Here is a 24,465-nt window from a genome sequence, read left to right as displayed (position 1 = left end):
GATCAGATCAGCGCCAGGCTGTCGAGGTCGAGCGCCATTCGCGCCGGTCGCTCCGCCATCGCCGCGAACATGCGGTCGCCGCGTTCGGTACGTTCGACATACTTGGCGGCGTTGATCGCCATGATCATCCCGGCGAACGCGTTGCGGCAATAATCTCGCCAGAACGCATCGGCATCGGGTGCTTCGCCGAGCGCCATCCGGCGCGCGAGATAGGCATCGACCAGGCCGCGCTCACGGGCGCGACGTTCGGCCGGATCGGCGAAGCTGGTGCCGATCAGATAGGCCACGTCGTTCGCCGCGCGCCCCATCGCCACCGTCTGCCAGTCGAGCAGGCAGGCTGTGCGACCGCTTTGGTCGAACAGGATGTTGTCGAGCCGAAGGTCGCCGTGACGCAGGCATTCAGGAGGCGCCTCACGATCGAGATACGCGTCGATGCGATCGACCAGCGCCTGGCCGAGATCGAGCACCTCGGCGTCAAGCAGCCCGGCAAAACGCTCGCGGAATTGCGGGTAAGCCGCCGGCATTGCGCTGCGTATCACCATGCTGCCGGCGTTGTGATGCGCCCAGGCCAAGCTCGCCCAGTCGCCGCCGGCGGGCCGCCAGGCGTGAAGCGCGGCAACCGCGTCCAGCGCGGCGGCGACCTGGGCCGCGCTGCCGCCCGCGATCTGATCGCCCTGGCGCAGCGGGGCCATGTCCTCGATCAACAGCGCGAAATGCTGTTCATCGTCGGCGATCGCGGCATAATAGGGTCGCGGGCATGCGACGCCGGCGGTCGGCGCGCAGTCGCGGTACCAGCCGATCTCCATGTCATAGAGATGGAACATGGCAGCGCCTGCGCGGCTCGTCGCGTCGGCGCTCGGGCATTTGGCGATGAAACTCGCCGGCGCGTCACCGCCACGCCAGTCGCAGGTGAAGCGATAGCTGTCGCAAACCTGCCCGGTGCCGACCGCCCGATACTCCAGCGCCGCGAGTGATCCCGCAGGCTGGGCGAACACCCGCTCGATCCAGGCCCTGTCGAAATCCTCCGGCGCGGTCGGAAAGTCGTTCACTCCGCCGGGTCCAGCAGGCCGCTCAGCCCGCTTGCCGCGTGCGGACCGATGAACAATTGCTCGACCACGCCGACGCCGCGATGCGCCACACCGTCGATCGTCAGCACCGCATCGGCCATCGCCTGGATGTGAAGGTTGAGCATGCTTGGCGCATCGCCGAAATCCGGCGGACAGACGTCATAAGTCACGGCCAGGTCGGCACCATGATCCATGCTGTGCCCCCATTGCGGGTGGAGATAGCCCAGCCCCGACATGTAGAAATGCTGATCGCGCGGCGTCACGTCCAACGTGCAGCCGGGCCACGGCTCCAGCCGCACCGAGGCCAGCCGCCGCGTGCCGGGACGATAGGCCGAGCCGATGGCCGCACTGAACTCGCGCGGATCGCCGTCGAGCTTCGCAATCACGCCGCGGCGGTTCCACGGCTCGCCCGCGCCATCGTCATTGCTGTGGAAGAAGGCGACGCGGTCGGCGAAGTTGAACGGCATCCACAGCCACCAGAACTGGCGCATCCCCCCGCCGGCGGGTTGGGCATCGGGCGCGCCCACCGGTCGGATCCCCCAACTGCGATCGCGCGTGCCCCAATGCGTATCGGGCGTGACCGTCAGGATCTGGTCGCCGATCGTCACGCTCCCGGACCAGCCGCCATTCTGTGTCAGCCGGGTATAGTCCATCAGCAGCCGCGCCTCGTGACGCCGGGTAAAGCGCGGTTCCTCGATCGGCGCGTGGCGTGCGGTGAAGGTCAGATCGGCGCGAACCGGCGAATCGTTCGGGCCCACGAACACGCGCAGCACCTTTAGCGGCTCACTCACCTCGACGCCGATCGGGCCGACGTTGAGATCCATCCGCTCGCCACCGAGCGGACGCGACGCACGCAGATTATGCTGGACGCCATCGATCGTCACGCAGAACGCCGCGTCGATCACCCCGAGCTGTGGATACACGCCGAGCGCGGCGGCAAAGAACAGGTCCCCGTCGGCGCTGTAGCCGTTGAAGAAGTAGCGGTCGTAGAAATTGCGTTCGGCGCTGGCGATCGCGATCGGTTCGGGAGTCTGATGGACCGGATAGTCGTCGCCTCGCGTCAGCATCGCCCTGCCCTCTCCCCGGCTTTTGCCGCAGTGTGGCGCACGCCCCTGGAAATGCAACCGCCGACGCGGCGGCAGGGTGGCCAGCGGATCGGCCGTTTCGGGTGCGTGGTCCTTGCCGGAGCGCTCATTGTGCTTATTCTCGTCTTGCCCGAGCGAGCCGGAGCGCGTCCGGTCCGCGGGCCAACAGGAGACGCCGCATGATCGTCACCACCACCGAAAACGTCGCCGGTCACACTGTCGTCAGGAATTTGGGCCAGGTGTTCGGCGTCGTCGTCCGCAGCCGCGGCCTGGGCGGCAATATCACCGCCGGCCTGCGCTCGATCGTCGGCGGCGAGATTCCCGAATATACCAGGCTGGTCGAGGACGCGCGGCGCCACGCGATCGATCGGATGATCCAGAACGCGACGGTGATGGGCGCCAATGCCGTGGTGATGATGCGTTTCGACTCGGGCGAGATCGCGCAATCGATGAACGAGGTCGTCGCCTATGGCACGGCGGTGATCCTCGACCCGGCCCCCTGACATGCTGCGCAATATAGTCCTGGCACTAGGACTGGCGTGGCTGGCGGTGGGGCTATGGTTGACGCTGATCGATGCCGCCGGCTGGCCGATGATCATCTTTCCCGCGATTATCGTCGCCGGCATCGTGTTCGAGCGCGCCAATTATCGCGGCAATGCCAGCGACACGACCGACCCGAACTGGCGCCCGACCAACGAACGTTTCCTCGACGAAGTCACCGGGCGGCCCGTCACCGTCTGGTTCAACGCCGCCACCGGCGAACGCCGCTATATCGACGACGACTGAACACTATTGCTCTTGCGAACCAATTGCAGTACTTGATGTTAATCGGTCCCGTTTAGCGGTTGCTTCGGGACGCCCAAACGCCTAAGCGCCGTCGCGTTCCGCGCGCCTTATGCGCGCCCACTCGCGCTTAGGAGTGCTCATGGCCCGCAAGAAGATCGCGCTGATCGGCGCCGGCAATATCGGCGGCACGCTCGCCCATCTCGCCGCTCAAAAGGAATTGGGCGACATCGTCCTGTTCGACGTCGTCGAGGGCGTGCCCCAGGGCAAGGCGCTCGACCTCAGCCAGTGCGGGCCGATCGACGGCTTCGACGCCAAGATCACCGGTTCGAACGATTATGCCGATATCGCGGGCGCGGACGTCATCATCGTCACCGCCGGTGTCGCCCGCAAGCCGGGCATGAGCCGCGACGATTTGCTCGGCATCAACCTCAAAGTGATGAAGGCGGTTGGCGAGGGCATCAAGAACAATGCGCCCGACGCGTTCGTCATCTGCATCACCAACCCGCTGGACGCGATGGTCTGGGCGCTGCGCGAATTCTCCGGCCTGCCGCACAACAAGGTGGTCGGCATGGCGGGCGTGCTCGACTCGGCGCGGTTCAGCCACTTCATCGCCGACGAGTTCAACGTGTCGGTCAAGGACGTGAACACCTTCGTGCTCGGCGGCCATGGCGACACGATGGTCCCGGTCGTGCAATATTCGACCGTCAACGGCATCCCCGTCCCCGACCTGATCAAGATGGGTCTGTCGACCCAGGAGCGGATCGATGCGATTGTCAAGCGCACCCGCGGTGGCGGCGGCGAGATCGTCGCCCTGCTCAAGACCGGTTCGGCCTTCTACGCGCCCGCGACCAGCGGCATCGCGATGGCCGAAGCCTATCTCAACGACCAGAAGCGCATCCTGCCCTGCGCTGCCTATGTCGATGGCCAATACGGCGTCGACGGCCTGTATGTCGGCGTGCCGGTGATGATCGGCGCGGGTGGCGTCGAAAAGATCATCGAGATCGAGCTCGACGAGGAAGCCAAGGGCAACCTTCAGGTCTCGGTCGACGCGGTCAAGGAATTGCTGGTCGCCTGCAAGGGCATCGACAGCTCATTGGCGTAACGGCGATGCGACCTGCCTCGATGCTCGCGAGCTGCGCGGCAGCGACGCTGATCGTCGCCGCCGCGCCGGCGGTGGCCGACGACGGCCCCGATCTGCAACCGGCACCGCAAGCCGCGATCGTGGCGGGCGCCAAAGCGTGCCTGGGCGCGACGGTCGACCCAGCCGGCCAAACGTCACGTCTCGCCGGTTGGTCGCCGGCGACGCCCGAGCAGCGTAAGGGCATGAGCGCCGACAGCGACGCCGACGTCGTGACGCGCGACAACGTGGTGATCGCCTATAAGACCGGGCAGGACGGCGGCTGCGTCGTCATGGCCAGAGGCGATACCGCCTTCGATCCCACAACATTCTATCCGCAGATCAGCGCGGTAGTCGGCGCGAACGTGCCGCAGCCCGCGGCGGACGCCAAGCCGGCGCCGGTCGCCCTGCCCAACGGCGAAATGATCGTCCCCGTCATCACGCCCAAGACCGCTAGCGCGGCACCCACCATCGTTCTGGTTATCGCCAACAGCGCCGGCAAATTCGCCAAGAAGGGAAACTGACGTGTCCATCCTCGTCGACAAGAATACCAAGGTCATCACCCAGGGCATGACGGGTGAGACCGGCAGCTTCCACACCAAGGCGGCGCTCGATTACGGCACCCAGATGGTCGGCGGCGTGACGCCGGGCAAGGGCGGCACCGAGCATCTCGGCCTGCCGGTCTACGACACCGTTGCCGAGGCGGTGAGCAAGACCGGCGCCACCGCGTCGGTGATCTACGTGCCGCCGCCCTTCGCCGCCGACTCGATCCTCGAGGCGATCGACGCCGAAGTGCCGCTGATCGTCACGATCACCGAGGGCATTCCGGTGCTCGACATGGTCAAGGTCAAGCGCGCTTTGTCGGGTTCCAAGTCGCGGCTGATCGGCCCGAACTGCCCCGGCGTGCTGACGCCGGGCGAGTGCAAGATCGGCATCATGCCGGGCTCGATCTTCAAGAAGGGATCGGTCGGCGTTGTAAGCCGCTCTGGCACGCTTACCTATGAAGCCGTGTTCCAGACCTCGAATGCAGGGCTCGGCCAGACCACCGCGGTCGGGATCGGCGGCGATCCGGTCAACGGGACCAACTTCATCGACGTGCTCGAACTGTTCCTGGCCGATGACGAGACCAAGTCGATCATCATGATCGGCGAGATCGGCGGATCGGCCGAGGAAGAAGCGGCGCAGTTCCTGAAGGACGAAGCCAAGCGCGGCCGCAAGAAGCCGATGGCCGGCTTCATCGCCGGCCGCACTGCCCCTCCGGGCCGCCGCATGGGCCATGCCGGGGCGATCGTCTCCGGCGGCCAGGGCGGCGCCGAGGACAAGATCGCGGCGATGGAATCGGCGGGGATCAAGGTCTCGGCCAGCCCGAGCCTGCTCGGCGAGACGCTGCTCGAGGTGTTGAAGGGGTGAATGTGTAACTCCTTCTCCCCTTGTGGGAGAAGGATAGCGAAGCTTGGCAGCTTGCTGCCTAGCGGAGCTTGGATGAGGGGAGCGGCGCCCAAGCGCCGCGCGAGCCTCCGGCTCGCCCCCTCACCCTCCCATCAGGCTGACGCCTGATGGGCCCCTCCCTCTCCCACAAGGGGAGAGGGAAAGGAGAAGTAAGATGGGCTACGAAGGTCTGGATTTCAGCGACATCGCCGCCGGCGTGTCGCCCGCGTTCGTCGAAGCGCTATACAGAAAGTTCAAGGAATCGCCGGATTCGGTCGAGCCGTCGTGGCGCGGCTGGTTCGAGGGGCTGGAGAACGGCCCGTCGACCGCCAGCTGGGCGAATCCCGCCTGGCCGCCATCGTCGACCGACGACCTGACCGCGGCGCTCGACCCGACCCAGATGGAGCCTGCGCCAAAGCCCGCGCGCGGCGGCGCCCCCGCAGCCGCCCCGGCGGCCAAGCCGGCCAGCCAGGACGACATCGTCAAGGCGGCAAGTGATTCGATCCGCGCGATGCTGCTGATCCGCACCTATCGCGTCCGCGGTCACCTCGCGGCGACGCTCGATCCGCTTGGCCTCATCCGGCACGACCTGCCCGACGACCTCAAGACGGATTATTACGGCTTTTCCGAAAGCGATATCGACCGCCCGGTCTATCTCGGCGGCACGATGGGCCTGCAATGGGCGACGATCCGCGAGTTGGTCGACATCCTGCGCGCCAATTACTGCGGCAATGTCGGCCTGGAATATATGCACATCGCCGATGTCGAGGAACGCCGCTTCCTGCAGGAGCGGATGGAGGGCAAGGACAAGGCCATCCAGTTCACCACCGACGGCAAGAAGGCGATCCTCAACAAGGTGATCGAGGCCGAGCAGTGGGAACGCTTTCTCGGCAAGAAATATGTCGGCACCAAGCGCTTCGGCTTGGACGGCGGCGAGGCGATGATCCCCGCGCTGGAAAGCGTGATCAAATATGGCGGCCAGATGGGCGTCAACGAGATCGTCTACGGCATGGCGCATCGCGGACGCCTCAACGTGCTGGCCAATGTCATGGCCAAGCCGTTGCGCGTGATCTTCCACGAATTCGGCGGTGGCTCTGCGAACCCGGAAGATGTCGGCGGGTCGGGCGACGTGAAATACCACCTCGGCACCTCGACCGACCGCGAGTTCGACGGGATCAAGGTCCATATGTCGCTGGTCGCCAACCCCTCGCACCTCGAGGCGGCCGATCCCGTAGTCTTGGGCAAGACACGCGCCATCCAGACGCTCGCCAATGACCTGGAAGAGCACAGCCATTCGCTGCCCGTGCTGATCCATGGCGACGCGGCGTTCGCGGGCCAGGGCATCGTCTGGGAGTGCCTCGGTTTCTCGGGAATCCGCGGCTATAATACCGGCGGTTGCATCCACTTCGTCATCAACAACCAGATCGGCTTCACCACCAGCCCGCAATTCGCGCGCTCCTCGCCTTATTGCTCGGACGTCGCCAAAGGCGTCCAGGCGCCGATCTTCCACGTCAATGGCGACGATCCCGAGGCGGTGACCTTCGCTTGCAAGATGGCGATCGAATTCCGCCAGAAATTCCATCGCGACATCGTGATCGACATGTGGTGCTATCGCCGCTTCGGCCACAATGAAGGCGACGAGCCGAGCTTCACCCAGCCGCTGATGTACAAGGCGATCCGTCAGCATCCGTCGGTCAGCGAAGTGTACGGCAAACGGCTGATCGCCGAGGGCGTGGTCGACCAGGCCTGGATCGATCAGGTCACGCACCAGTTCGACACCTTGCTGGAGGGCGAGTTCGAGGCGGGCGCCTCGTACAAGGCAAACAAGGCCGACTGGTTCGCCGGCCGCTGGTCGGGCTTGCACATGCCGGCCGATGCCGAGACCGCGCGCCGCAACGTCGAGACGGGCATCGAACGCAAATTGTTCGACAGCCTGGGCCGCACGCTGACCACCATTCCCGACGACTTGACGGTCCACAAGGCGCTCAACCGCGTGATCGACGCCAAGCGCGAGATGTTCAAGACCGGCGAGAATTTCGACTGGGCGACCGGCGAGGCATTGGCGTTCGGTTCGCTCTTGTCGGAAGGCTATGGCGTCCGCTTGTCGGGCCAGGATTCGGGCCGCGGCACCTTCTCGCAGCGTCACGCCGTCTGGGTCGACCAGAATGACGAGCACAAATATGTGCCGTTATGGAGTGTCGAGCACGGCAGCTTCGAGGTGCTCGATTCGCCACTCAGCGAATATGGCGTGCTCGGCTTCGAATATGGCTATGCGCTCGCCGACCCCAAGACTTTGGTGATCTGGGAAGCGCAGTTCGGCGATTTCGCCAATGGCGCGCAGATCATGATCGACCAGTTTATTGCCGCCGGCGAGGCCAAGTGGCTGCGTGCCAACGGCCTGGTGATGATGCTGCCGCACGGGTACGAGGGCCAGGGTCCCGAGCACAGCTCGGCGCGCCCCGAGCGCTTCCTCCAGCTGTGCGCGGGCGACAATATGCAGGTCGCCAATTGCACCACGCCGGCCAACATCTTCCATCTGCTGCGCCGCCAGATGCATCGGACGTTCCGCAAGCCGCTGGTGATCTTCACGCCCAAGTCGCTGCTGCGCCACAAGCGCGCGGTGTCGAAGGCGGAGGATTTCTTGGGCGACAGCCACTTCCGCCGCATCCTGTCGGATCCGGATGCGCCAGCGGATACCGAGACCAAGCGCCTGGTCCTGTGCACTGGCAAGGTCGCCTACGACCTGTTCGAGGCGCGCGACGCCGCGGGCGACAAGAACACCCAGATCGTCCGCATCGAGCAGCTCTATCCGTTCCCCGGCGATCCGCTCGCCGAGCGCGTCAAAAGGATGACCAATCTCGAAGAGATCGTCTGGGCGCAGGAGGAACCGCGCAACAACGGTTACTGGTTCTTCGTCGAACCGCTGATCGAGGAAGCGCTGGCCGCGGCCAAGTGCAAGGTGCGGCGCGCGCGCTATGCCGGTCGCGCCGCGGCGGCATCGCCCGCCACCGGCCTCGCCAAGCGGCACCAGATGGAACAGGCCGCGCTTGTCGCCGATGCGCTGGGCCATAACGTTCGCGAGGAAATCCGCCGCACGCGGAAGAGTTGAACCCGCTCGTCGCTCCAGTGAAAGCTGGGGGGCATCGAGCGACAGGAATGAGATCATGGAAATCCCGGCTTCAGCTGGGATGACGAGGTGAAGATGGCAACCGAAGTCAACGTGCCCGTACTGGGCGAATCGATCGTCGAGGCAACTGTCGGCGAATGGCTGAAACAGCCGGGCGATCCGGTGAAGGCCGACGAGCCGATCGTCAGCCTGGAGACCGACAAGGTCGCGGTAGAAGTGCCGTCGCCGGTTGCCGGCGTGATGGGCCAGCACGCGGTCGCGGTCGGCGACAATGTCGCGGTCGGCGCATTGCTGGCGACGATCGAGGAAGGCGGTGCAGCCGCGGCTGCTCCCGCTGCGGCCCCTGCGCCTGCCCCCGCCGCTCCTGCGCCCACCCTCGCCTCCGCTGTTTCGCCCGCCGCCACTGCCGGCCAGCAGGCGCCCGGCTCTGGCGACACGCCCGCCGCACTCAGCCCCTCGGTGCGCCGCGCGGTGCTCGAAACCGGAGTGGACCCGGCGACGGTCCGCGGCACCGGCAAGGACGGCCGCCTGACCAAGGACGACGTCCTCGCCGCTGCGGCGACCCCGGCCGCGCCGGCACCCGCCCCGGCCGCCGAGCCGGTGCAGACCCCGTCGGTCGCCGCCTCGACCGGCCGCAAGGAAGAGCGCGTGCGCATGACGCGCCTGCGCCAGACAGTCGCCAAGCGCCTCAAGGACGCGCAGAACACCGCGGCGATGCTGACGACGTTCAACGACGTCGACATGTCGGCGGTGATCGAAGCGCGGACCAAGTACAAGGATCTGTTCGAGAAGAAGCATGGCGTCCGGCTGGGCTTCATGGGTTTCTTCGTGAAGGCTGCCTGCATGGCGCTGAAGGACGTGCCGTCGGTCAACGCGCAGATCGACGGCGAAGAGATCGTCTATCACGATTATGCCGACATCTCGGTCGCGGTCTCGGCGCCGCAGGGCCTGGTCGTGCCGGTGATCCGTGACGCCGACCAATTGTCGGTCGCCGGCATCGAGAAGACGATCGGCGATTTCGGCAAACGCGCCAAGGACGGCACGCTCAAGATGGAGGAGATGAAGGGCGGCACCTTCACCATCTCCAATGGCGGCGTGTTCGGCTCGCTGATGTCGACTCCGATCATCAACCCGCCGCAGTCGGCCGTGCTCGGCCTGCATCGCATCGAGGACCGTCCGGTGGTCCGCGACGGCCAGGTCGTGGTGCGTCCGATGATGTACCTCGCGCTCAGCTACGACCACCGCCTGATCGATGGCCGCGAAGCGGTGACCTTCCTGGTCGCGCTCAAGAACGCGATCGAGGACCCGACGCGCATTCTGATCGACCTGTAACTATATACTAGGCGTCACCCCGGCGCAGGCCGGGGTCGCTGTGTGATCGCTCCCCCGCTGGCCGGCCCCGGCCTCCGCCGGGGCGACGGAGGAAATGATGGCTGACTATGATTTCGACGTCCTGGTGATCGGTGCCGGCCCCGGCGGCTATGTCGCGGCGATCCGCGCGGCGCAGCTCGGGCTCAAGACCGGTTGCGTGGAAAGCCGCGAGACTTTGGGCGGCACGTGCCTCAACGTCGGCTGCATCCCGTCCAAGGCGATGCTGCACGCGAGCGAATATTACGATCACGCCGTCAATGGCATGATGACCAAGATGGGCATCAAGGTCACGCCCGAGCTCGACCTCGACACGATGCACGGCCAGCGCAAGGACGCGGTCAAGCAACTGACCGGCGGCATCGAGTTCCTGTTCAAGAAGAACAAGGTCGAGTGGCTCAAGGGCCATGCCGCCTTCACTTCCGCCGATACGGTGCAGGTCGGTGACCGCAGCGTGCGCGCCAAGAACATCGTGATCGCCACCGGATCGTCGGTCGTCCCGCTTCCGGGGGTCGAGATCGACCAGAAGGTCGTGGTGGATTCGACCGGCGCGCTCGAATTGCCCAAGGTCCCCGGCCATCTGGTCGTGATTGGTGGCGGGGTGATCGGGCTCGAGCTCGGTAGCGTGTGGCGTCGCCTTGGCGCCAAGGTCACGGTCGTCGAGTTCCTCGACCAGATCCTGCCCGGCTTCGACGGCGAGGTCCGCAAGGAATCGAACAAGATTCTCAGGAAGCAGGGTCTGGAATTCAAGCTGTCGACCAAGGTCACCGGCGTGACGGTCAAGGGCGACAAGGCCACACTCACCGTCGAACCGGCAGCCGGTGGCGCAGCGGAGACGATCGAGGCCGATGCCGTGCTGGTGTCGATCGGCCGCAAGCCGAACACTGACGGCCTGGCGCTCGACAAGGCTGGCCTCTCGACCAACCAGCGCGGACAGATCGAGATCGACCATGACTTCCGTACTGCAGTGCCTGGCATCTGGGCGATCGGCGACGTGGTGCCCGGCCCGATGCTCGCGCACAAGGCCGAGGACGAAGGCATTGCGGTCGCCGAGAATATCGCGGGCCAGCACGGCATCGTGAACCACGACGTAATCCCGTCGGTGGTCTACACCTGGCCGGAAATCGCCGGCGTCGGCCTGACCGAGGAAGCCGCCAAAGAGCGTGGCGAGGTCAAGGTCGGCAAGTTCCCGATGCTGGCGAACTCTCGTGCCAAGACCAATCACGAGCCCGACGGTTTCGTGAAGGTGATCGCGGACGCCAAGACCGACCGCGTGCTGGGCGTGTGGTGCATCGCCAGCGTCGCGGGGACGATGATCGCCCAGGCCGCCCAGGCAATGGAGTTCGGCGCGACCAGCGAGGACATTGCCTATACCTGCCACGCGCACCCGACGCACAGTGAGGCGATCAAGGAAGCGGCGATGGCGGTGACGGGCAAGCCCATTCACATCTGATCGCGCGAGATCGTAGCGACGCTACGATCGAGCAAACTCGCGATCAGATCGGGCGGCGGCGCTCAAGCGCCGACCGACGGCGCGGCTTTGCCGCGCCGCCTGCCGAGATCATCGATTACCGATAGCGCCAGCCGCCATTCCAGCGCTCGCGATGCCACCAATAGCGGCGGCCGTCCCAATAGCCACGATTGGGGTAATAGCGGCCGATCACCAACCGGACCTCGGGGCCGCGATTGACATAGCGCGGTCCGTTGGGAACGCAGCGATCGTGCCAGCCGCGGTGCCAGCCGCGTCCGCATCCTTCGCGCGCCATGGCGGGGGTGGCGGCAGCAAGCATCGTGCCGGCGGCAGCCAAAGCCAGGATCATTGTCTTACGCATGGTGACCTCTCACTTCTTGTTACACGCCCGGTCGCGCAAAAACGGCGTCGCCGGGCCAGTCTCTAACGCACGAGCTCGGATTTCCCTCCGATCGCGCCGGGCGTGAAACGAATTTAGCGGTCCCAGGTTGCAGCCAGCGCGCGCAAATCCCAGCGGATTTTCAAGCGGCAATTATTGTTCCTTACCCTTGCCCCCCGGCCTGCCCCGGCCCTCACCTCGCGGCGCTCCGCCGTTACTGCGTATCCCCGAAATCGGTCCCGCGGGCCGAGCGGCGGGAGGCGGCGGAGCGACCGCTGCCGGCGGTGACGGCGGCGGTGGGGCCGATACCGGTGTGCGAGGCGGCGAGAAGCTCGGTCGCGGTGCCACTACGGCCGGCGGTGGGATGCGCCGCGGCTCAACTCGGGGGGGTATCGGGCGCCGTTCCAGTGACTGCAACTCGGTTGGCTTGCCGGCGTCCGATTGGACCATCGGCGGCTTCGGCACCACGAGCATCGGCCGCTCGATGCGGCGCTCGCCGCGCACAATGGGCGGCGGCTTGGGGGCGGGCACGGGCGCCGTCGGCGGAACAGCGGTCGGGATGTCGCTCTGTATCCGCGGTGGCAACCGCGCCGGGCGACCGGCATCGTCGCGTCTTGGCGGCGGCGGGACGACCACCGGCGGGGGCAGCGGTGTCGAGGTCACCGGCGGAGCGGGCGGGGTTGGGATCGGCTGCCCCGGAATCGGCTGGCCCGAGCGCGGTGGACGTCGCGGGAACCCTGGCCCGGTATCGTCGCCGCGACCCGGCCGGCCAGGCTTCGTACCCGGCACACCCGGTGTCGGCGGCGCGACCGGCCGTGGCCGTCCGATCCAATTGCCCTTCCCTTTCCAAGCGTCGGGATTGCCCCTCCTACCTGGCCGCTCGCCACCCGGCGTCGTGACCCACTTACCGCCGCCCTGGGGAGCGCCGCGATAGCCTCCGCGCCGCCACCGTTCGAACCATTCGGCGCGTTGCCGCCGCTTCTGCCATTCCGTGCCGAGCTTGTTACGCCAGTCACGATGATGCAGCCGGCCCGGCCCATCGCGATAGCGGATCCAGCCCGGCCGATTGCGCCAACTGTCGAACCGCAGTTCGATCGCGCCGAACCAGCCGATACTATCGGCCCAGTCGCCGGCATAGATCGGCTCGGGATTCTGCATCGCCCGCTTCATGTCGAAGCCACGATCGGACAGCCATCGCGCGCCGTCGACCATATCGTCGGACGGATCGATCAGGTCGCCATTGTCGCCGTAGACCGCGGCAAGAATCCGGCGATCAAAGCCATAGGCGTAAGTCCGGTCGCCAACGAAGAACGGATAATCGTCACCCGGCGCGAAGATATAATAGCGGTAATCGTCGCCGAGCGGCTCGGCGAGGATGGTCGAGCCATCGGCCATCGACCACGCCCAGCAGTCGATGCCGTCGAAGCGGAAACCGTGGTCGGGCGGCGACGTCCCCATTGCATCGAGCAGCGCGTCAGCGTCGTCGATATAGCGATAGGCCTCGTCGGACGCAGCCGCAGCCGCGGGCGGAATATCCTGCGCGGCGGCTAGGCCGGGCAGCGCCACACCCGTCAACAGCGCGAAAATCGCGCCGGCCATCGAACCCATCTGCTTCCGCGTCATCATCTGCCCCACTCCTGTCAACGCCGCCGTGGTCATCCCACAGTGTCAATGAACTCGCCCTGTCGCCGTCGTTCAGCCCGCGTTGTCTTGATGGTCCCGAGCTGCGCCAGCGTGACTCAACGCTAGAACGAGTCAATCGGGGGTTGCACGTAACGATCCTCTGGTATTTGCCATCGCCGGTCGCGCCGACGCCTTGCATCGTCGCGAGGTGCGGTTAGGGTCGCGAAAAGCGGCGCCGCCGCAACAGGAGAGCGCGATGGCGACGGTACGCCTGAGACAAGCGGCCAAGGCGTTCGGCCCGATCGAGGTTTTGAAGGGAATCGATCTGGACATCGCCAACGGCGAATTCGTCGTGTTCGTCGGGCCGTCGGGCTGCGGCAAGTCGACCCTGTTGCGAAGCATCGCCGGTTTGGAATCGCTCAGTTCGGGCACGGTCGAGATCGACGGTCGCGTGGTCAACGAGATGCCACCGTCAGAGCGCGGCATTGCGATGGTGTTCCAATCCTATGCGCTCTATCCGCATATGAGCGTGCGCGAGAATATGGCCTTTGCGCTCAAGCTTGCCGGCCGGTCGAAGGCGGAGATCGCTGCCGCCGTCGATGCCGCCGCGGCGACGCTCGATATCACGCATCTGCTCGACCGGCGGCCCAGGGAATTGTCGGGTGGCCAACGCCAGCGCGTCGCGATCGGCCGCGCGATCGTGCGGCAGCCCAAAGTATTCCTTTTCGACGAGCCGCTGTCCAATCTCGACGCCGCGCTGCGCGTCCGCATGCGCTACGAATTCGCCGGGCTGCACAAGGCGCTGGGCACGACGATGATCTATGTCACGCACGACCAGGTCGAGGCGATGACTCTGGCCGACCGGATCGTCGTGCTCAACAATGGGGTGATCGAGCAAGTCGGAACACCCGCCGAGTTATACGAACGGCCCGACACAATTTTCGTCGCGGGGTTCATCGGGTCGCCGACGATGAACCTCATGCCGGCCACCTATGTCGGGCGGGGCACGGCAGGCGCGACAGTCCGATTGAATGGCGGACAACTCATCGAGACCGCGATCGCGGCGGAATCGCTGTCTCCGGGCGCTGCAGTGACGCTGGGCGTCCGTCCCGAAAGCCTGACCGGCGACGGTCCCGCCAACCGGCTCGGCGGTGACATACGGATGGTGGAGTCGCTAGGCGCGGTGCATCACGTCCATCTCGCGATCGAGGGGCTTGCCGAGCCGTTGGTCGCCTCGCTGCCAACACGACCTGCGAGTGAGACGCTGGGGATCGCGATGGCGCCCGAGACGCTGCATTTGTTCGACGAACACGGCCGCGCGCTCCCGCGGCCGATGCCCGCCGTTCCGCGCGCGGCAGCATAGCACCGATCTGGCCACAAAAAGCCGCTTGGCGTGGCGCCCCGTTGGGGCTTAGAAGAGTTCGTGGAAACGGTTACACGCGCCACCAAGCGGCGCATTGGGGAGGAATGCATGTCGGCCGTCACCATTCGCGATGTCGCGCGCCGCGCCGCAGTGTCGGTCGCCTCCGCTAGCCGCGCGCTCAACAATCATGCCAGCGTCACGCCGGCGACACGCCAGCGCGTGATAGAGGCTGCGCGCGCGCTCGATTATGTCCCGCATCTCGGCGCGCGCAGCTTGTCGCGCGGCCGCTCCAACACGATCGGAGTCGTGCTGCCCGACTTGTTCGGCGAGTTCTTTTCCGAAATCATTCGCGGCATCGATTATGCGGCACATCGCCGCGGGCTGCAGCTCCTGCTCTCCAACATGCATGGTAGCGCCGACGAGACCGAATTGGCGATCCGGGCGATGCGCGGGCGGGTGGACGGCCTGCTGGTGATGTCACCACAGCTCGACGCGGAGTTCCTCGGCCGCAATCTGCCCAGGGGTCTGCCGGCGATCGTCATGAACGCGGCGGCCAGCGACGGCACGCATCCCACCATCGCGATCGACAATCTGGCGGGTGCGCGGGAAGCAGTCGCGCATCTGGTGGCGCAAGGGTGCAAGCGGATCGCGCACGTCACCGGGCCGCAGGGCAATGCCGACGCCGATGCCCGTCGAACCGGGTTCCGCGCGGCGGTGGGCGAATTGCTCGGCGCCGATGCGGGGATCGAGATCGAAGGCGATTTCAGCGAGGCGTCGGGGATCGACGCGGCGTGGCAAATCCTCAGCCAGCGTCCGCATATCGATGGCGTGTTCGCCGCCAACGACATGATGGCAGTCGCGTGCATGGCGACCCTGGCCGAAGGCGGCATGCGCGCGCCCGACGATGTCGCGATCATCGGCTTCGACGGTGTCCCGATCGCGCAATATGTCACGCCCGCGCTGTCGACCATGGCGCTCAACCTCGCCGAACTCGGCGAACGCGCGCTGGAAAAGCTCGTCGCGATCACCGAGTCAGAGGATCCGGTCGAAGCGACCACCGAAATGCTCAAACCCGAACTCGTCATCCGCGCTTCCAGCCGCCGCCATGCTTGATCGCCGCCACTTGCTGCTGGCCGGCGGCGCCGCGCTCGGCGCGGCCGCCTTGCCCGCGTTCGGCGCGTCGCGCGCGCGTACGGGCGATCTGTTCGGCGATATCCAGCGGCGAACGTTCCGCTTTTTCTGGGAACAGTCGAACCCGGCAAACGGGCTGATGCCCGATCGCTGGCCGAGCCCGAGCTTCTCGAGCATCGCCGCGACCGGTTTCGCACTCACCGCCTATCCGATCGGGGTCAGGCACGGCTGGATCACACGGGCCCAGGCACGCGACCGCACGCTCGCCACCTTGCGCTTCTTCTGGAACGCACCGCAAGGCGATGCGCCGGCGGGAGTCTCCGGGTACAAGGGGTTCTTCTACCACTTCCTCGACATGCAGACCGGCCTCAGGTTCCGGCAGAACGAATTGTCGTCGATTGACACCACTCTGCTGCTCGGCGGCGTGCTGTTCGCCGGGCAATGGTTCGATCGGCCCGAGGAAGCCGAGATCCGCGACCTCGCCGCCAAAATCTATGCGCGCTGCGACTGGCGCTGGTTCCAGCAGCACGACGCGCAGAAGCGCGTGTCGATGGGTTGGCATCCGGAGAGCGGGTTCATCGCACGGCCATGGTTCGGCTATACCGAAGGCCAGATCCTGTACGTGCTCGCGCTGGGCGCTCCCGATCACTATCTCGACCGGGACGCCTATGACGGATGGTGCTCGACCTATCCCGACAGCTGGCGCGGCAGCGGCGCTACCCGCCACCTCGCCTTCGGTCCGCATTTCGCCCACCAATATACCCAATGCTGGCTCGACATGCGCGGCATCCGCGACGCAACGATGCGTGAGGCCGGGTTCGACTATTTCGAGAATAGCCGCCGTGCGACCTATTGGCAGCGCGATTACGCCAGACGGAATCCCGGCAAGTGGGTCGGCTATTCGCAGGATATCTGGGGGCTGACCGCGTGCGACGGGCCGGGCGGAGGGCAGGCCCCGGTCAACGGCATAGAGCGCCAGTTCAGCGGCTATTCGGCGCGCGGTCCGGTCGGGTTGCCCGACGGGTTCGACGACGGGACGATCGCGCCGACCGCTGCGGTCGCCTCCCTGCCCTTCGCCCCGGAAATCGTCGAGCCGGCGACGCGCGCTCTCCGCGACCGTTATGGCAGCGCGATTTACGGCCAGTACGGCTTTCTCGATTCGTTCAACCCGAGCTTCACTTTCGCGCGAGCCCGGGTCGATCAAGGCAAGGTCACCGCAACGGCGGGTTGGGTCGACAGCGATTATCTCGGGATCGACCAGGGCCCGATCGTGGCGATGATCGAAAACCACCGCAGCGGCATGATTTGGGACGCGATGCGATCGCACCCGGCGATCCAGCGCGGTTTGCAGCGGGCTGGCTTTACCGGCGGCTGGCTGGGGTGAAGCTGTTCGGCGTCCTGACTACCGGGCTGGCCGCGCTGTTGCTGGGATCGTGTTCCAACGCGCCCGCGACGACCGTGCTCGACGTCTGGGCGATGGGCCGCGAAGGCGAAGTGGTCGGCGACCTGGTTCCCGAATTCGAGCGCGAAAATCCGGGTGTGAAGGTGCGCGTCCAGCAACTGCCGTTCACCGCCGCGCACGAGAAACTGCTGACCGCGTTCGTCGGCAACGCGATGCCCGACATGGCGCAGCTAGGGAATAGCTGGGTGCCCGAATTCGCGACTTTAGGCGCGCTCGATCCGCTCGACGGCCGCGTCGCCGCGACCCCGGCCATTCCGCGCGCGGATTATTATCCCGGCATCTGGGATTCGAATGTGGTCGACGGCAAGCTGTACGGCGTGCCCTGGTATGTCGACACGCGGTTGCTCTTCTATCGCCGCGATATCCTGAAGCGCGCCGGCTTCGATCACCCGCCGGGCGACTGGGCGGAATGGCGCCGCCAGATGGGGGCGATCAAGAAGCTGGTCGGACCCGACAAATACGCCGTCTATTTCCCGCTCAACGAATATGAGCCGCTCGAAATCCTGGGGCTGCAGGCGTCCGAGCCGATGGTCACCGACGATGCGCGGGGCAATTTCCACAGCGCGGGATTTCGCAAGGCGCTCGCTTTCTACCTCGGCACGATGCGCGACGGGCTGGCGCCGGTCGTCGCAACGACGCAGGTCGCCAATGTCTGGGACGAGTTCGATCGCGGCTGGTTCAGCTTCTACATCACCGGGCCGTGGCAGATCGGCGAGTTCAAGCGCCGCCTGCCGTCCGCGCACCAAGGCGAATGGATGACCGCGCCAATGCCCGGCCCCGACGGCCCCGGCGTATCGAACGCCGGCGGGTCCAGCCTGGTGCTGTTCAAGTCGTCGACCAGGAAAGACGCGGCGTGGAAGCTGGTCCAGTTCCTGTCGCGCCCCGACATTCAAATTCGCTTCCATGCGCTGACCGGAGATCTGCCGCCCAGGATCAGCGTTTGGAAGACGCCCGAACTCGCCAAGGATCCCTATGCCAAGGCGTTCGGCGAGCAAATGATGCGGGTCCGCGCCACGCCCAAGGTTCCCGAATGGGAGCAGATCGCGACCGACCTCAAGCTCGTCGCCGAAAAGGCCGCGCATGGCGAATTGACCGCCGACCAGGCCGTCGCCGAGCTCGACAAACGCGCGGACGAGACGCTGGCCAAGCGCCGGTGGATATTGGCGCGCAAGAAACAGGTCGACGTGCTCCGCTCGGAGGCGCGGTCATGAGCCAGGAGCGCGCCGCCTGGGGATTCGTCGCGCCCGCTTTGGTCGCTTTGGGTCTGTTCTTCTTCTTCCCCGTTGCCGCCGCGCTGATCCTGAGCTTCACCGATTTCGACATCTATGCGGTGGCGGACATCGGCAATCTGCGCTTCGTCGGTCTCGACAATTACATCCACCTGCTCGAAACGCCGTTATTCTGGAAGGCGCTCGGCAACACCGCCTGGTTCGTCATACTCGGCGTGCCGCTGTCGATCATGATGTCGCTCGCCGCCGCGTTGCTGCTCGACAACAAGCTTGCGCGGTTCAAGGGCTTCTTCCGGACCGTCTATTTCGCGCCGGTAGTTACCACCCTGGTCGCGGTGGCGGTGATCTGGCGTTATCTGCTCCACACCAAATACGGGCTGGTGAATTGGGTACTGGGTGGGATCGGCATCGGGCCAATCGACTGGCTGGGGGATCCGCATTGGTCGATGCCTGCGATCGTGATCTTCGCGGTGTGGAAGAATTTCGGCTATAACATGATCATCATCCTGGCCGGCCTGCAGACCATTCCCGAGGAGCTGCACGAAGCCGCACGGATCGATGGCGCCAGCGCCTTTCAGCGACTGCGCCACGTCACCCTTCCCGGGCTCGCGCCGGTGCTGTTGGTCGTGTCGATCCTGACCATGGCGGGTTATTTCCAGCTGTTCGCCGAACCCTATGTGATGACCCAGGGCGGCCCGGTCGAAAGCACCGTTTCGATCCTCTATTTCATGTACGAGCAGGGCTTCCGCTGGTGGAACCTGGGCTTTGCCAGCGCGATCGCGTTTGTGTTGTTCCTGATCATGTTCGCGCTGACCCTGGTGCAGCTCAAGGTCAGCGAGCGATGGACGCAATGAAGCGCGGTGGTCTCCCCGTCCAGATCGGCTTGTGGTTGATCGCGTTGTTCGCAATGGCACCGTTGTTGTGGATGGTGTCGGTCAGCTTCATGACCCCGGGCGAGGCGTCGTCCTTCCCGCCGCCGTTGCTGCCGGCGCATTCTACCACCGCCAACTTCGTCGAATTGTTCGCCAGCACCGACATGGCGCGATATCTGGTCAACAGCTTGACCCTGGCGACACTGGCGACGTTGCTGTCGCTGACCTTCAACGTAATGGCGGGCTATGCCTTCGCCAAATTACGATTCCGCGGCCGCGAGCGGTTGTTCCGCTTCCTGCTGACCGCCCTGGTCATCCCGGCCCAGGTCGCGATGATTCCGCTGTTCCTGATCTGCAAGGCGCTCGGCATCGTCAACAGCTTCGCCGGCGTGCTGGTACCGTCGATCGCGACGGTGTTCGGCATCTTCCTGGTCCGCCAATATGCATTGTCGATCCCGGACGAGATGCTCGAGGCCGCGCGGATCGACGGCGCGAGCGAGGGCAGGATCTTTCGCTCGATCGTCCTGCCGACGCTGAAGCCGATCCTGGCAACCTTGGCGACGTTCAGCTTCCTCGGCTCGTGGTCCGATTTCCTCTGGCCGCTGATCATCCTCAACGACAGCGAGAAGCAGACCTTGCCGGTGGCGCTCGCCAACCTCAGCCGCGAGCATGTCCAGGACGTCGAGCTGATGATGGCAGGAAGCGTGGTGACCCTCGTCCCCGTCCTCCTGCTCTTCCTGGCACTGCAGCGTTACTACATCGCCGGACTGATGGCGGGGAGCGTAAAGGGATGAGGAGACTGATCTTGGTTCTGGCCGCCGCGGCGACGATCGCCGCGACCAAGCAACCGCCCGCGCCGTCGCTCCCGGAAGGCGTGCAGACCGCGCAACCGGCGCCGGCCGAGGGCGGCTATCCCTATCTAATCTTCAAGCCGCGCGGTTACGATGCCGACAAGACGCAGAAATGGCCGCTGGTCATTTTCCTGCATGGATCGGGCGAGCGCGGCAGTGATATCGAGGTGGTCAAGAAGAACGGCCCGCCCAAGATCATCGCGCAGCATCCCGGATCGCCGTTCATCCTGGTCTCGCCGCAGCTCGAGGCGGCCAGCGACGAAGACAGACGCTGGGACACGGCCAAGCTCGATCAATTGCTCGCCGCCGTGCGTAGTCAGTATCGCGTCGATCCGAGCCGCATCTACCTGACCGGCCTCAGCCTGGGCGGGTACGCGACCTGGGCCTGGGCGCTCAGGCATCCCGAGCTGTTCGCCGCGATCGTGCCGGTCGCCGGCCTGTCAGAGGACAAGGACCTCGACCCGTGCGTGCTCAAGGACATGCCGATCTGGGCGTTCCACGGCGACCAGGATGATGTCGTCGATCCCCAGCAGGGCTTCGCCATCGTCAAGAAGGTCGATTCCTGCAAAGGCAGCATCCGCCCCAGGATGACGATCTATCCGCAGATGACGCATGGATCGTGGGAACCTGCTTATGACGATCCGGCGATGTGGCGCTGGCTGCTCGAGCAGCGCCGAACCGTGCCCGCCCCAGGCGGTCCCCAGGAAACCAGCAAGAAGAAGGCCGACAAGAAATGAGCAATCCGTTCCCCGACGATTTCCTGTGGGGATGCGCGACCGCGGCGTACCAGATCGAGGGCTCGCCGCTCGCCGATGGGGCCGGCGCCTCGATCTGGCAGCGGTTCAGTCACGACCCGCGACTGATGGCGGCCAAGGGCGATACCGGCGACGTCGCCTGCGACCATTACAATCGCATGGCCGACGACGTCGCGCTGATGAAGCGGCTTGGGCTCAAGGCCTATCGCTTCTCGGTCGCCTGGGGCCGCGTTCTGCCCGACGGCATCGGCAAGGTGAACGAAGTCGGGCTGGGGTTCTATGAGCGGCTTGTCGACACATTGCTCGCCAACGACATCGAGCCGCTGTGCACGCTCTATCATTGGGACCTGCCCGCCGCGCTCGACGACCGCGGCGGCTGGCTCAATCGCGACAGCGCGGACTGGTTCGCCGATTACGGTCGCGTGCTGTTCCAACGGCTCGACGGTCGCGTGAAGAAATGGGTGACGCTCAACGAGCCCTGGGTGGTGACCGATGGCGGGTATCTCCACGGCGCGCTGGCGCCGGGGCACCGCAACGTGTTCGAAGCTCCGATCGCCAGCCGCAACCTGATGCGCGCGCACGGCGCGGCGGTGAAGGCGTATCGCGAGGTCGGCAAGCACGAGATCGGATTGGTGGTGAATCTTGAGCCCAAATATCCGGCGTCGGATTCGCCTGAGGACCAAGCGGCGACCGCGCGCGCGACCGCTTACATGAATCGCCAATATCTCGACCCGGCGATCCATGGCACCAACCCGCCCGAACTCGCCGACGTGTTCGGCGAAGCCTGGGCCGATTGGTCCGCGGAGGATCTGGCGCTGGCCAGGCAGCCGATCGATTTCGTCGGGGTCAATTACTACACGCGCAACGTCACCAAGGCGGACGACAGTTTCCCCGTTCGCGCCGGCATGGTCGTGCAACCGCAGGCGACCTACACCACCACCGGCTGGGAAGTGTTCGGCCAAGGTCTGACCGACGTCCTATTGTGGGTGAAGGACAATTACGGCGACCCGGTGATCTACATCACCGAGAATGGCGCCGCTTTCTACGATCCCCCTACCGCGTCGCAAGGCAGGGTCGAGGACCCGCTTCGCGCCGCCTATCTGCGCGAGCACATCACCGCGGTCGGCAAGGCGATCGAGCAAGGGGCGCGGATCAAGGGCTATATGCTGTGGTCGCTTTTCGACAATCTCGAATGGTCGCTCGGCTATTCGAAGCGGTTCGGCATCGTTCACGTCAATTTCGAGACGCAGGAACGCACGTTCAAGGATTCGGCCAAGCTGTACAGCGAAGTGATCGCGACCAATGGGGCGTGCCTGGGGTAGCGCAGGATGATCTTAATCTGATCCAACCACCCTCACCCTTCCCACCGGCTGCGCCGGCGGGCCCCTTCCCTCTCCCATCGGGAGAGGGAGGGAGGCGCGAAGCGCCGGAAGGGTGAGGGTGATCGGATCAGTCCGATTCCGTTATTTTCTATCCAATTTCGAGCGCCGCCCTTACCCCCCGATCGGCGCGCACTTCGCCAACAGCCATGCCCGCTCGTCGGCGTTGAGCTCAGGCCCGAGCACATCGAGCACGCGGCCATGATAGGCGTCGAGCCACGCACGCTCGGTCTGCGTCAGCATCGCCGGCTCGATCAGCCGGCGCTCGATCGGCGCGAAGGTCAGCGTTTCGAAGCCCATCATCGGCTGTTCGGCGCCGGCAATGTCGCGCCGCTCGACCAGGACGAGGTTCTCGATGCGGATGCCATATTCGCCGGCTTTGTAATATCCTGGCTCGTTCGAGATGATCATGCCGGGGCGCAGCGGCTCGGCCGGACCGCCGCCGGGATAATTAGGCTTGGCGATGCGCTGCGGCCCTTCGTGCACCGCGAGGTACGCGCCGACGCCATGGCCGGTGCCATGCGCGAAATCGAGGCCGGCTTCCCATAACGGGCGCCGCGCGAAACTGTCGAGCTGGCCGCCATTGGTGCCCTCGGGAAACACTGCGGTCGCCAGCGCGATATGGCCCTGGAGGACGCGGGTGAAGCGGTCGCGCATCTCCGCGGTTGGCTCGCCCACCGGCACGACGCGCGTCACGTCGGTGGTGCCGTCGGCATATTGTCCTCCCGAATCAACGAGATAGAGCTGCCCCTGCTCGATCTTGAGGTTCGACTCCTCGTCGACGCGGTAATGCGGGCTGGCGCCATGCGGGCCGGTCGCCGAAATGGTGTCGAAGCTCAGATCCTTGAGCAGCCCGGTCGCCTCGCGCAATTCCTGCAGCTTGGCCGCCGCGGACAATTCGGTTTCGGTGCCCTTGGGCAGCGTTTCCTCGCACCATTTGAGGAAGCGCGTCAGCGCCGCGCCATCGCGCACGCTCGCGGCGCGATGGCCCGCCGCCTCGGCCGGGTTCTTGATCGCCTTGGCCAGCACCACGGGATCGCGCAACGCGAGCACCGTCGCTCCGCCGCGCTGCAACCCGTCGAAGATCGCCGCGACCGCGCGTTCGGGGTCGGCCGCCACGCGCTTGCCGCCATATTGCGCCAGTGCCGGCGCGAAATCGGCGCGGTCATGGACGCGCACGGCGTTGCCGAGATGCGCCGCGACCTCCTCGCTCATCTTCTCGGGCGCGACATAGAGGTCGACGGTGCCGTCGGCATTGGCGATCGCATAAGCGAGCGCGACCGGCGTGCGCTCGACATCGGCACCGCGAACGTTGAGCGTCCAGGCGATCGAATCGAGCGCCGACAGCACCACCGCATCGGCCTGCTGCTCGCTCAGCCAGTCGACGATATCCGCGCGCTTCTCCGCCGAGGATTTGCCGGCGAGCGCATCGGGCTGGACGACCAGCCGTGCATCCGACGGCGCCGGCCGGTCCGGCCACACCGCATCGACCGGGTTGGTGTCGACCGCGACCAAAGTCGCGCCTTTGGCGGCCAGTGCCTTTTCCGCCTCCTTCACCCAGGACGAGGTGTGCAGCCAGGGATCGTATCCGATCCGCGCGCCCTGTCCGGCATGGCGGCCAAGCCAGTCCGATACGCTGGTCTCCGGCACGCCGACGAATTGCCAATGATCGCCGTCGACCTGCTCGCGCACCTGGAGCGTATAGCGCCCGTCGGTGAAGATCGCCGCTTCCGCCGGCAGCACCACCGCGGTCCCGGCCGATCCCTGAAACCCGGTGAGCCACCCCAGGCGTTGCGCATAGGCGCCGACATATTCGGACATATGCTCATCGGTCAGCGGCACGATGAAGCCGTCGAGGCGATCGCGCTTCAATTGCTCGCGAAGGGCGGAAAGGCGGTCGGCGTAAGTGGACATCAGGCAATTCCATCGGCGTCGCGGCGTGCGACTGGGTGGTTAACGCGCGAGAAGCGCA

The 24,465-nt window shown here is 65.7% G+C and carries 21 protein-coding genes; 16 read left to right on the top strand and 5 right to left on the bottom strand.

The window, feature by feature from the left end:
• Window positions 1–2: 2 nt before the first annotated feature.
• Together Q0L25_RS12925 and Q0L25_RS12920 are read right to left on the bottom strand one after the other, a co-directional pair.
• Window positions 3–1,049, bottom strand: a complete 1,047-nt coding sequence (locus Q0L25_RS12925) for an aminoglycoside phosphotransferase family protein (RefSeq protein WP_296614858.1) — start codon at window positions 1,047–1,049, stop codon at window positions 3–5.
• Window positions 1,046–2,134, bottom strand: coding sequence for a hypothetical protein (locus Q0L25_RS12920; RefSeq protein WP_296614856.1), 1,089 nt, complete (start codon window positions 2,132–2,134; stop codon window positions 1,046–1,048). Before Q0L25_RS12920 ends, Q0L25_RS12925 begins: the two co-directional genes overlap by 4 nt.
• A 197-nt stretch (window positions 2,135–2,331) precedes the next feature.
• Here Q0L25_RS12920 and Q0L25_RS12915 point away from each other — a divergent pair, with 197 nt between their 5' ends.
• The 8 genes from Q0L25_RS12915 (at window position 2,332) to lpdA (ending at window position 11,431) form a co-directional block, all read left to right on the top strand.
• Complete coding sequence (locus Q0L25_RS12915) at window positions 2,332–2,655, top strand: YbjQ family protein (RefSeq protein WP_296614855.1); 324 nt, start codon at window positions 2,332–2,334, stop codon at window positions 2,653–2,655.
• A 1-nt stretch (window position 2,656) separates the two neighbouring features.
• Entirely contained in the window at window positions 2,657–2,938 is a 282-nt protein-coding gene (locus tag Q0L25_RS12910; protein ID WP_296614853.1) for a hypothetical protein, read from the top strand.
• A 139-nt stretch (window positions 2,939–3,077) separates the two neighbouring features.
• Window positions 3,078–4,040 carry a malate dehydrogenase gene (gene mdh / locus Q0L25_RS12905; protein ID WP_296614851.1) on the top strand — a complete coding sequence of 321 codons (963 nt, stop codon included), beginning with the start codon at window positions 3,078–3,080 and terminating at the stop codon, window positions 4,038–4,040.
• Window positions 4,041–4,045: 5 nt separating this feature from the next.
• Window positions 4,046–4,579, top strand: coding sequence for a hypothetical protein (locus Q0L25_RS12900; RefSeq protein WP_296614849.1), 534 nt, complete (start codon window positions 4,046–4,048; stop codon window positions 4,577–4,579).
• A gap of 1 nt (window position 4,580) precedes the next feature.
• Window positions 4,581–5,465 (top strand): succinate--CoA ligase subunit alpha, encoded by an 885-nt coding sequence (sucD, locus tag Q0L25_RS12895; protein ID WP_066587047.1) that lies wholly within the window; start codon window positions 4,581–4,583, stop codon window positions 5,463–5,465.
• Window positions 5,466–5,658: 193 nt separating this feature from the next.
• Window positions 5,659–8,592 (top strand): 2-oxoglutarate dehydrogenase E1 component, encoded by a 2,934-nt coding sequence (locus Q0L25_RS12890; RefSeq protein ID WP_296614846.1) that lies wholly within the window; start codon window positions 5,659–5,661, stop codon window positions 8,590–8,592.
• 93 nt (window positions 8,593–8,685) lie between these two features.
• On the top strand, window positions 8,686–9,942 hold the full coding sequence (gene odhB, locus Q0L25_RS12885; protein WP_296614845.1) for a 2-oxoglutarate dehydrogenase complex dihydrolipoyllysine-residue succinyltransferase: 1,257 nt from the start codon (window positions 8,686–8,688) through the stop codon (window positions 9,940–9,942).
• A gap of 97 nt (window positions 9,943–10,039) precedes the next feature.
• On the top strand, window positions 10,040–11,431 hold the full coding sequence (gene lpdA / locus Q0L25_RS12880) for a dihydrolipoyl dehydrogenase (RefSeq protein WP_296614843.1): 1,392 nt from the start codon (window positions 10,040–10,042) through the stop codon (window positions 11,429–11,431).
• Window positions 11,432–11,546: 115 nt separating this feature from the next.
• Here the strand turns inward: lpdA and Q0L25_RS12875 are convergent, their stop codons facing one another.
• Both Q0L25_RS12875 and Q0L25_RS12870 read right to left on the bottom strand, forming a co-directional pair.
• Window positions 11,547–11,810: a hypothetical protein gene (locus tag Q0L25_RS12875; RefSeq protein ID WP_296614841.1), complete on the bottom strand. Its 264-nt coding sequence runs from the start codon at window positions 11,808–11,810 to the stop codon at window positions 11,547–11,549.
• A 171-nt stretch (window positions 11,811–11,981) separates the two neighbouring features.
• Window positions 11,982–13,454 carry a hypothetical protein gene (locus Q0L25_RS12870; RefSeq protein ID WP_296614840.1) on the bottom strand — a complete coding sequence of 491 codons (1,473 nt, stop codon included), beginning with the start codon at window positions 13,452–13,454 and terminating at the stop codon, window positions 11,982–11,984.
• Between the two features lie 253 nt (window positions 13,455–13,707).
• On the opposite strand from Q0L25_RS12870, the gene Q0L25_RS12865 reads away from it, so the two are divergent.
• From Q0L25_RS12865 to Q0L25_RS12830, 8 genes are all read left to right on the top strand, one after another.
• The gene (locus tag Q0L25_RS12865) at window positions 13,708–14,814 is read left to right on the top strand and encodes an ABC transporter ATP-binding protein (protein ID WP_296614838.1); all 1,107 of its coding nucleotides are present in this window, start codon (window positions 13,708–13,710) and stop codon (window positions 14,812–14,814) included.
• Between the two features lie 108 nt (window positions 14,815–14,922).
• Complete coding sequence (locus Q0L25_RS12860; RefSeq protein WP_296614836.1) at window positions 14,923–15,927, top strand: LacI family DNA-binding transcriptional regulator; 1,005 nt, start codon at window positions 14,923–14,925, stop codon at window positions 15,925–15,927.
• Entirely contained in the window at window positions 15,920–17,329 is a 1,410-nt protein-coding gene (locus Q0L25_RS12855; protein WP_296614834.1) for a glucoamylase family protein, read from the top strand. The genes Q0L25_RS12860 and Q0L25_RS12855 overlap by 8 nt, the downstream gene beginning before the upstream one ends.
• Window positions 17,326–18,618 carry a sugar ABC transporter substrate-binding protein gene (locus Q0L25_RS12850; protein WP_296614833.1) on the top strand — a complete coding sequence of 431 codons (1,293 nt, stop codon included), beginning with the start codon at window positions 17,326–17,328 and terminating at the stop codon, window positions 18,616–18,618. The genes Q0L25_RS12855 and Q0L25_RS12850 overlap by 4 nt, the downstream gene beginning before the upstream one ends.
• Window positions 18,615–19,490 carry a carbohydrate ABC transporter permease gene (locus tag Q0L25_RS12845; RefSeq protein WP_296614831.1) on the top strand — a complete coding sequence of 292 codons (876 nt, stop codon included), beginning with the start codon at window positions 18,615–18,617 and terminating at the stop codon, window positions 19,488–19,490. The genes Q0L25_RS12850 and Q0L25_RS12845 overlap by 4 nt, the downstream gene beginning before the upstream one ends.
• Window positions 19,478–20,302 carry a carbohydrate ABC transporter permease gene (locus Q0L25_RS12840; RefSeq protein WP_296614829.1) on the top strand — a complete coding sequence of 275 codons (825 nt, stop codon included), beginning with the start codon at window positions 19,478–19,480 and terminating at the stop codon, window positions 20,300–20,302. Before Q0L25_RS12845 ends, Q0L25_RS12840 begins: the two co-directional genes overlap by 13 nt.
• Complete coding sequence (locus Q0L25_RS12835; protein WP_296614827.1) at window positions 20,299–21,096, top strand: prolyl oligopeptidase family serine peptidase; 798 nt, start codon at window positions 20,299–20,301, stop codon at window positions 21,094–21,096. The genes Q0L25_RS12840 and Q0L25_RS12835 overlap by 4 nt, the downstream gene beginning before the upstream one ends.
• Window positions 21,093–22,436 (top strand): GH1 family beta-glucosidase, encoded by a 1,344-nt coding sequence (locus Q0L25_RS12830; protein ID WP_296614825.1) that lies wholly within the window; start codon window positions 21,093–21,095, stop codon window positions 22,434–22,436. The genes Q0L25_RS12835 and Q0L25_RS12830 overlap by 4 nt, the downstream gene beginning before the upstream one ends.
• Before the next feature lie 171 nt (window positions 22,437–22,607).
• Here the strand turns inward: Q0L25_RS12830 and Q0L25_RS12825 are convergent, their stop codons facing one another.
• On the bottom strand, window positions 22,608–24,407 hold the full coding sequence (locus Q0L25_RS12825) for an aminopeptidase P family protein (RefSeq protein WP_296614824.1): 1,800 nt from the start codon (window positions 24,405–24,407) through the stop codon (window positions 22,608–22,610).
• Window positions 24,408–24,465: the final 58 nt, after the last annotated feature.

This window comes from Sphingomonas sp., assembly GCF_024508665.1.
Taxonomy (GTDB): Bacteria; Pseudomonadota; Alphaproteobacteria; order Sphingomonadales; family Sphingomonadaceae; genus Sphingomonas.
Note: the sequence above shows the minus strand (reverse complement) of the source record. Positions and strands in the feature narration are given on the sequence as shown.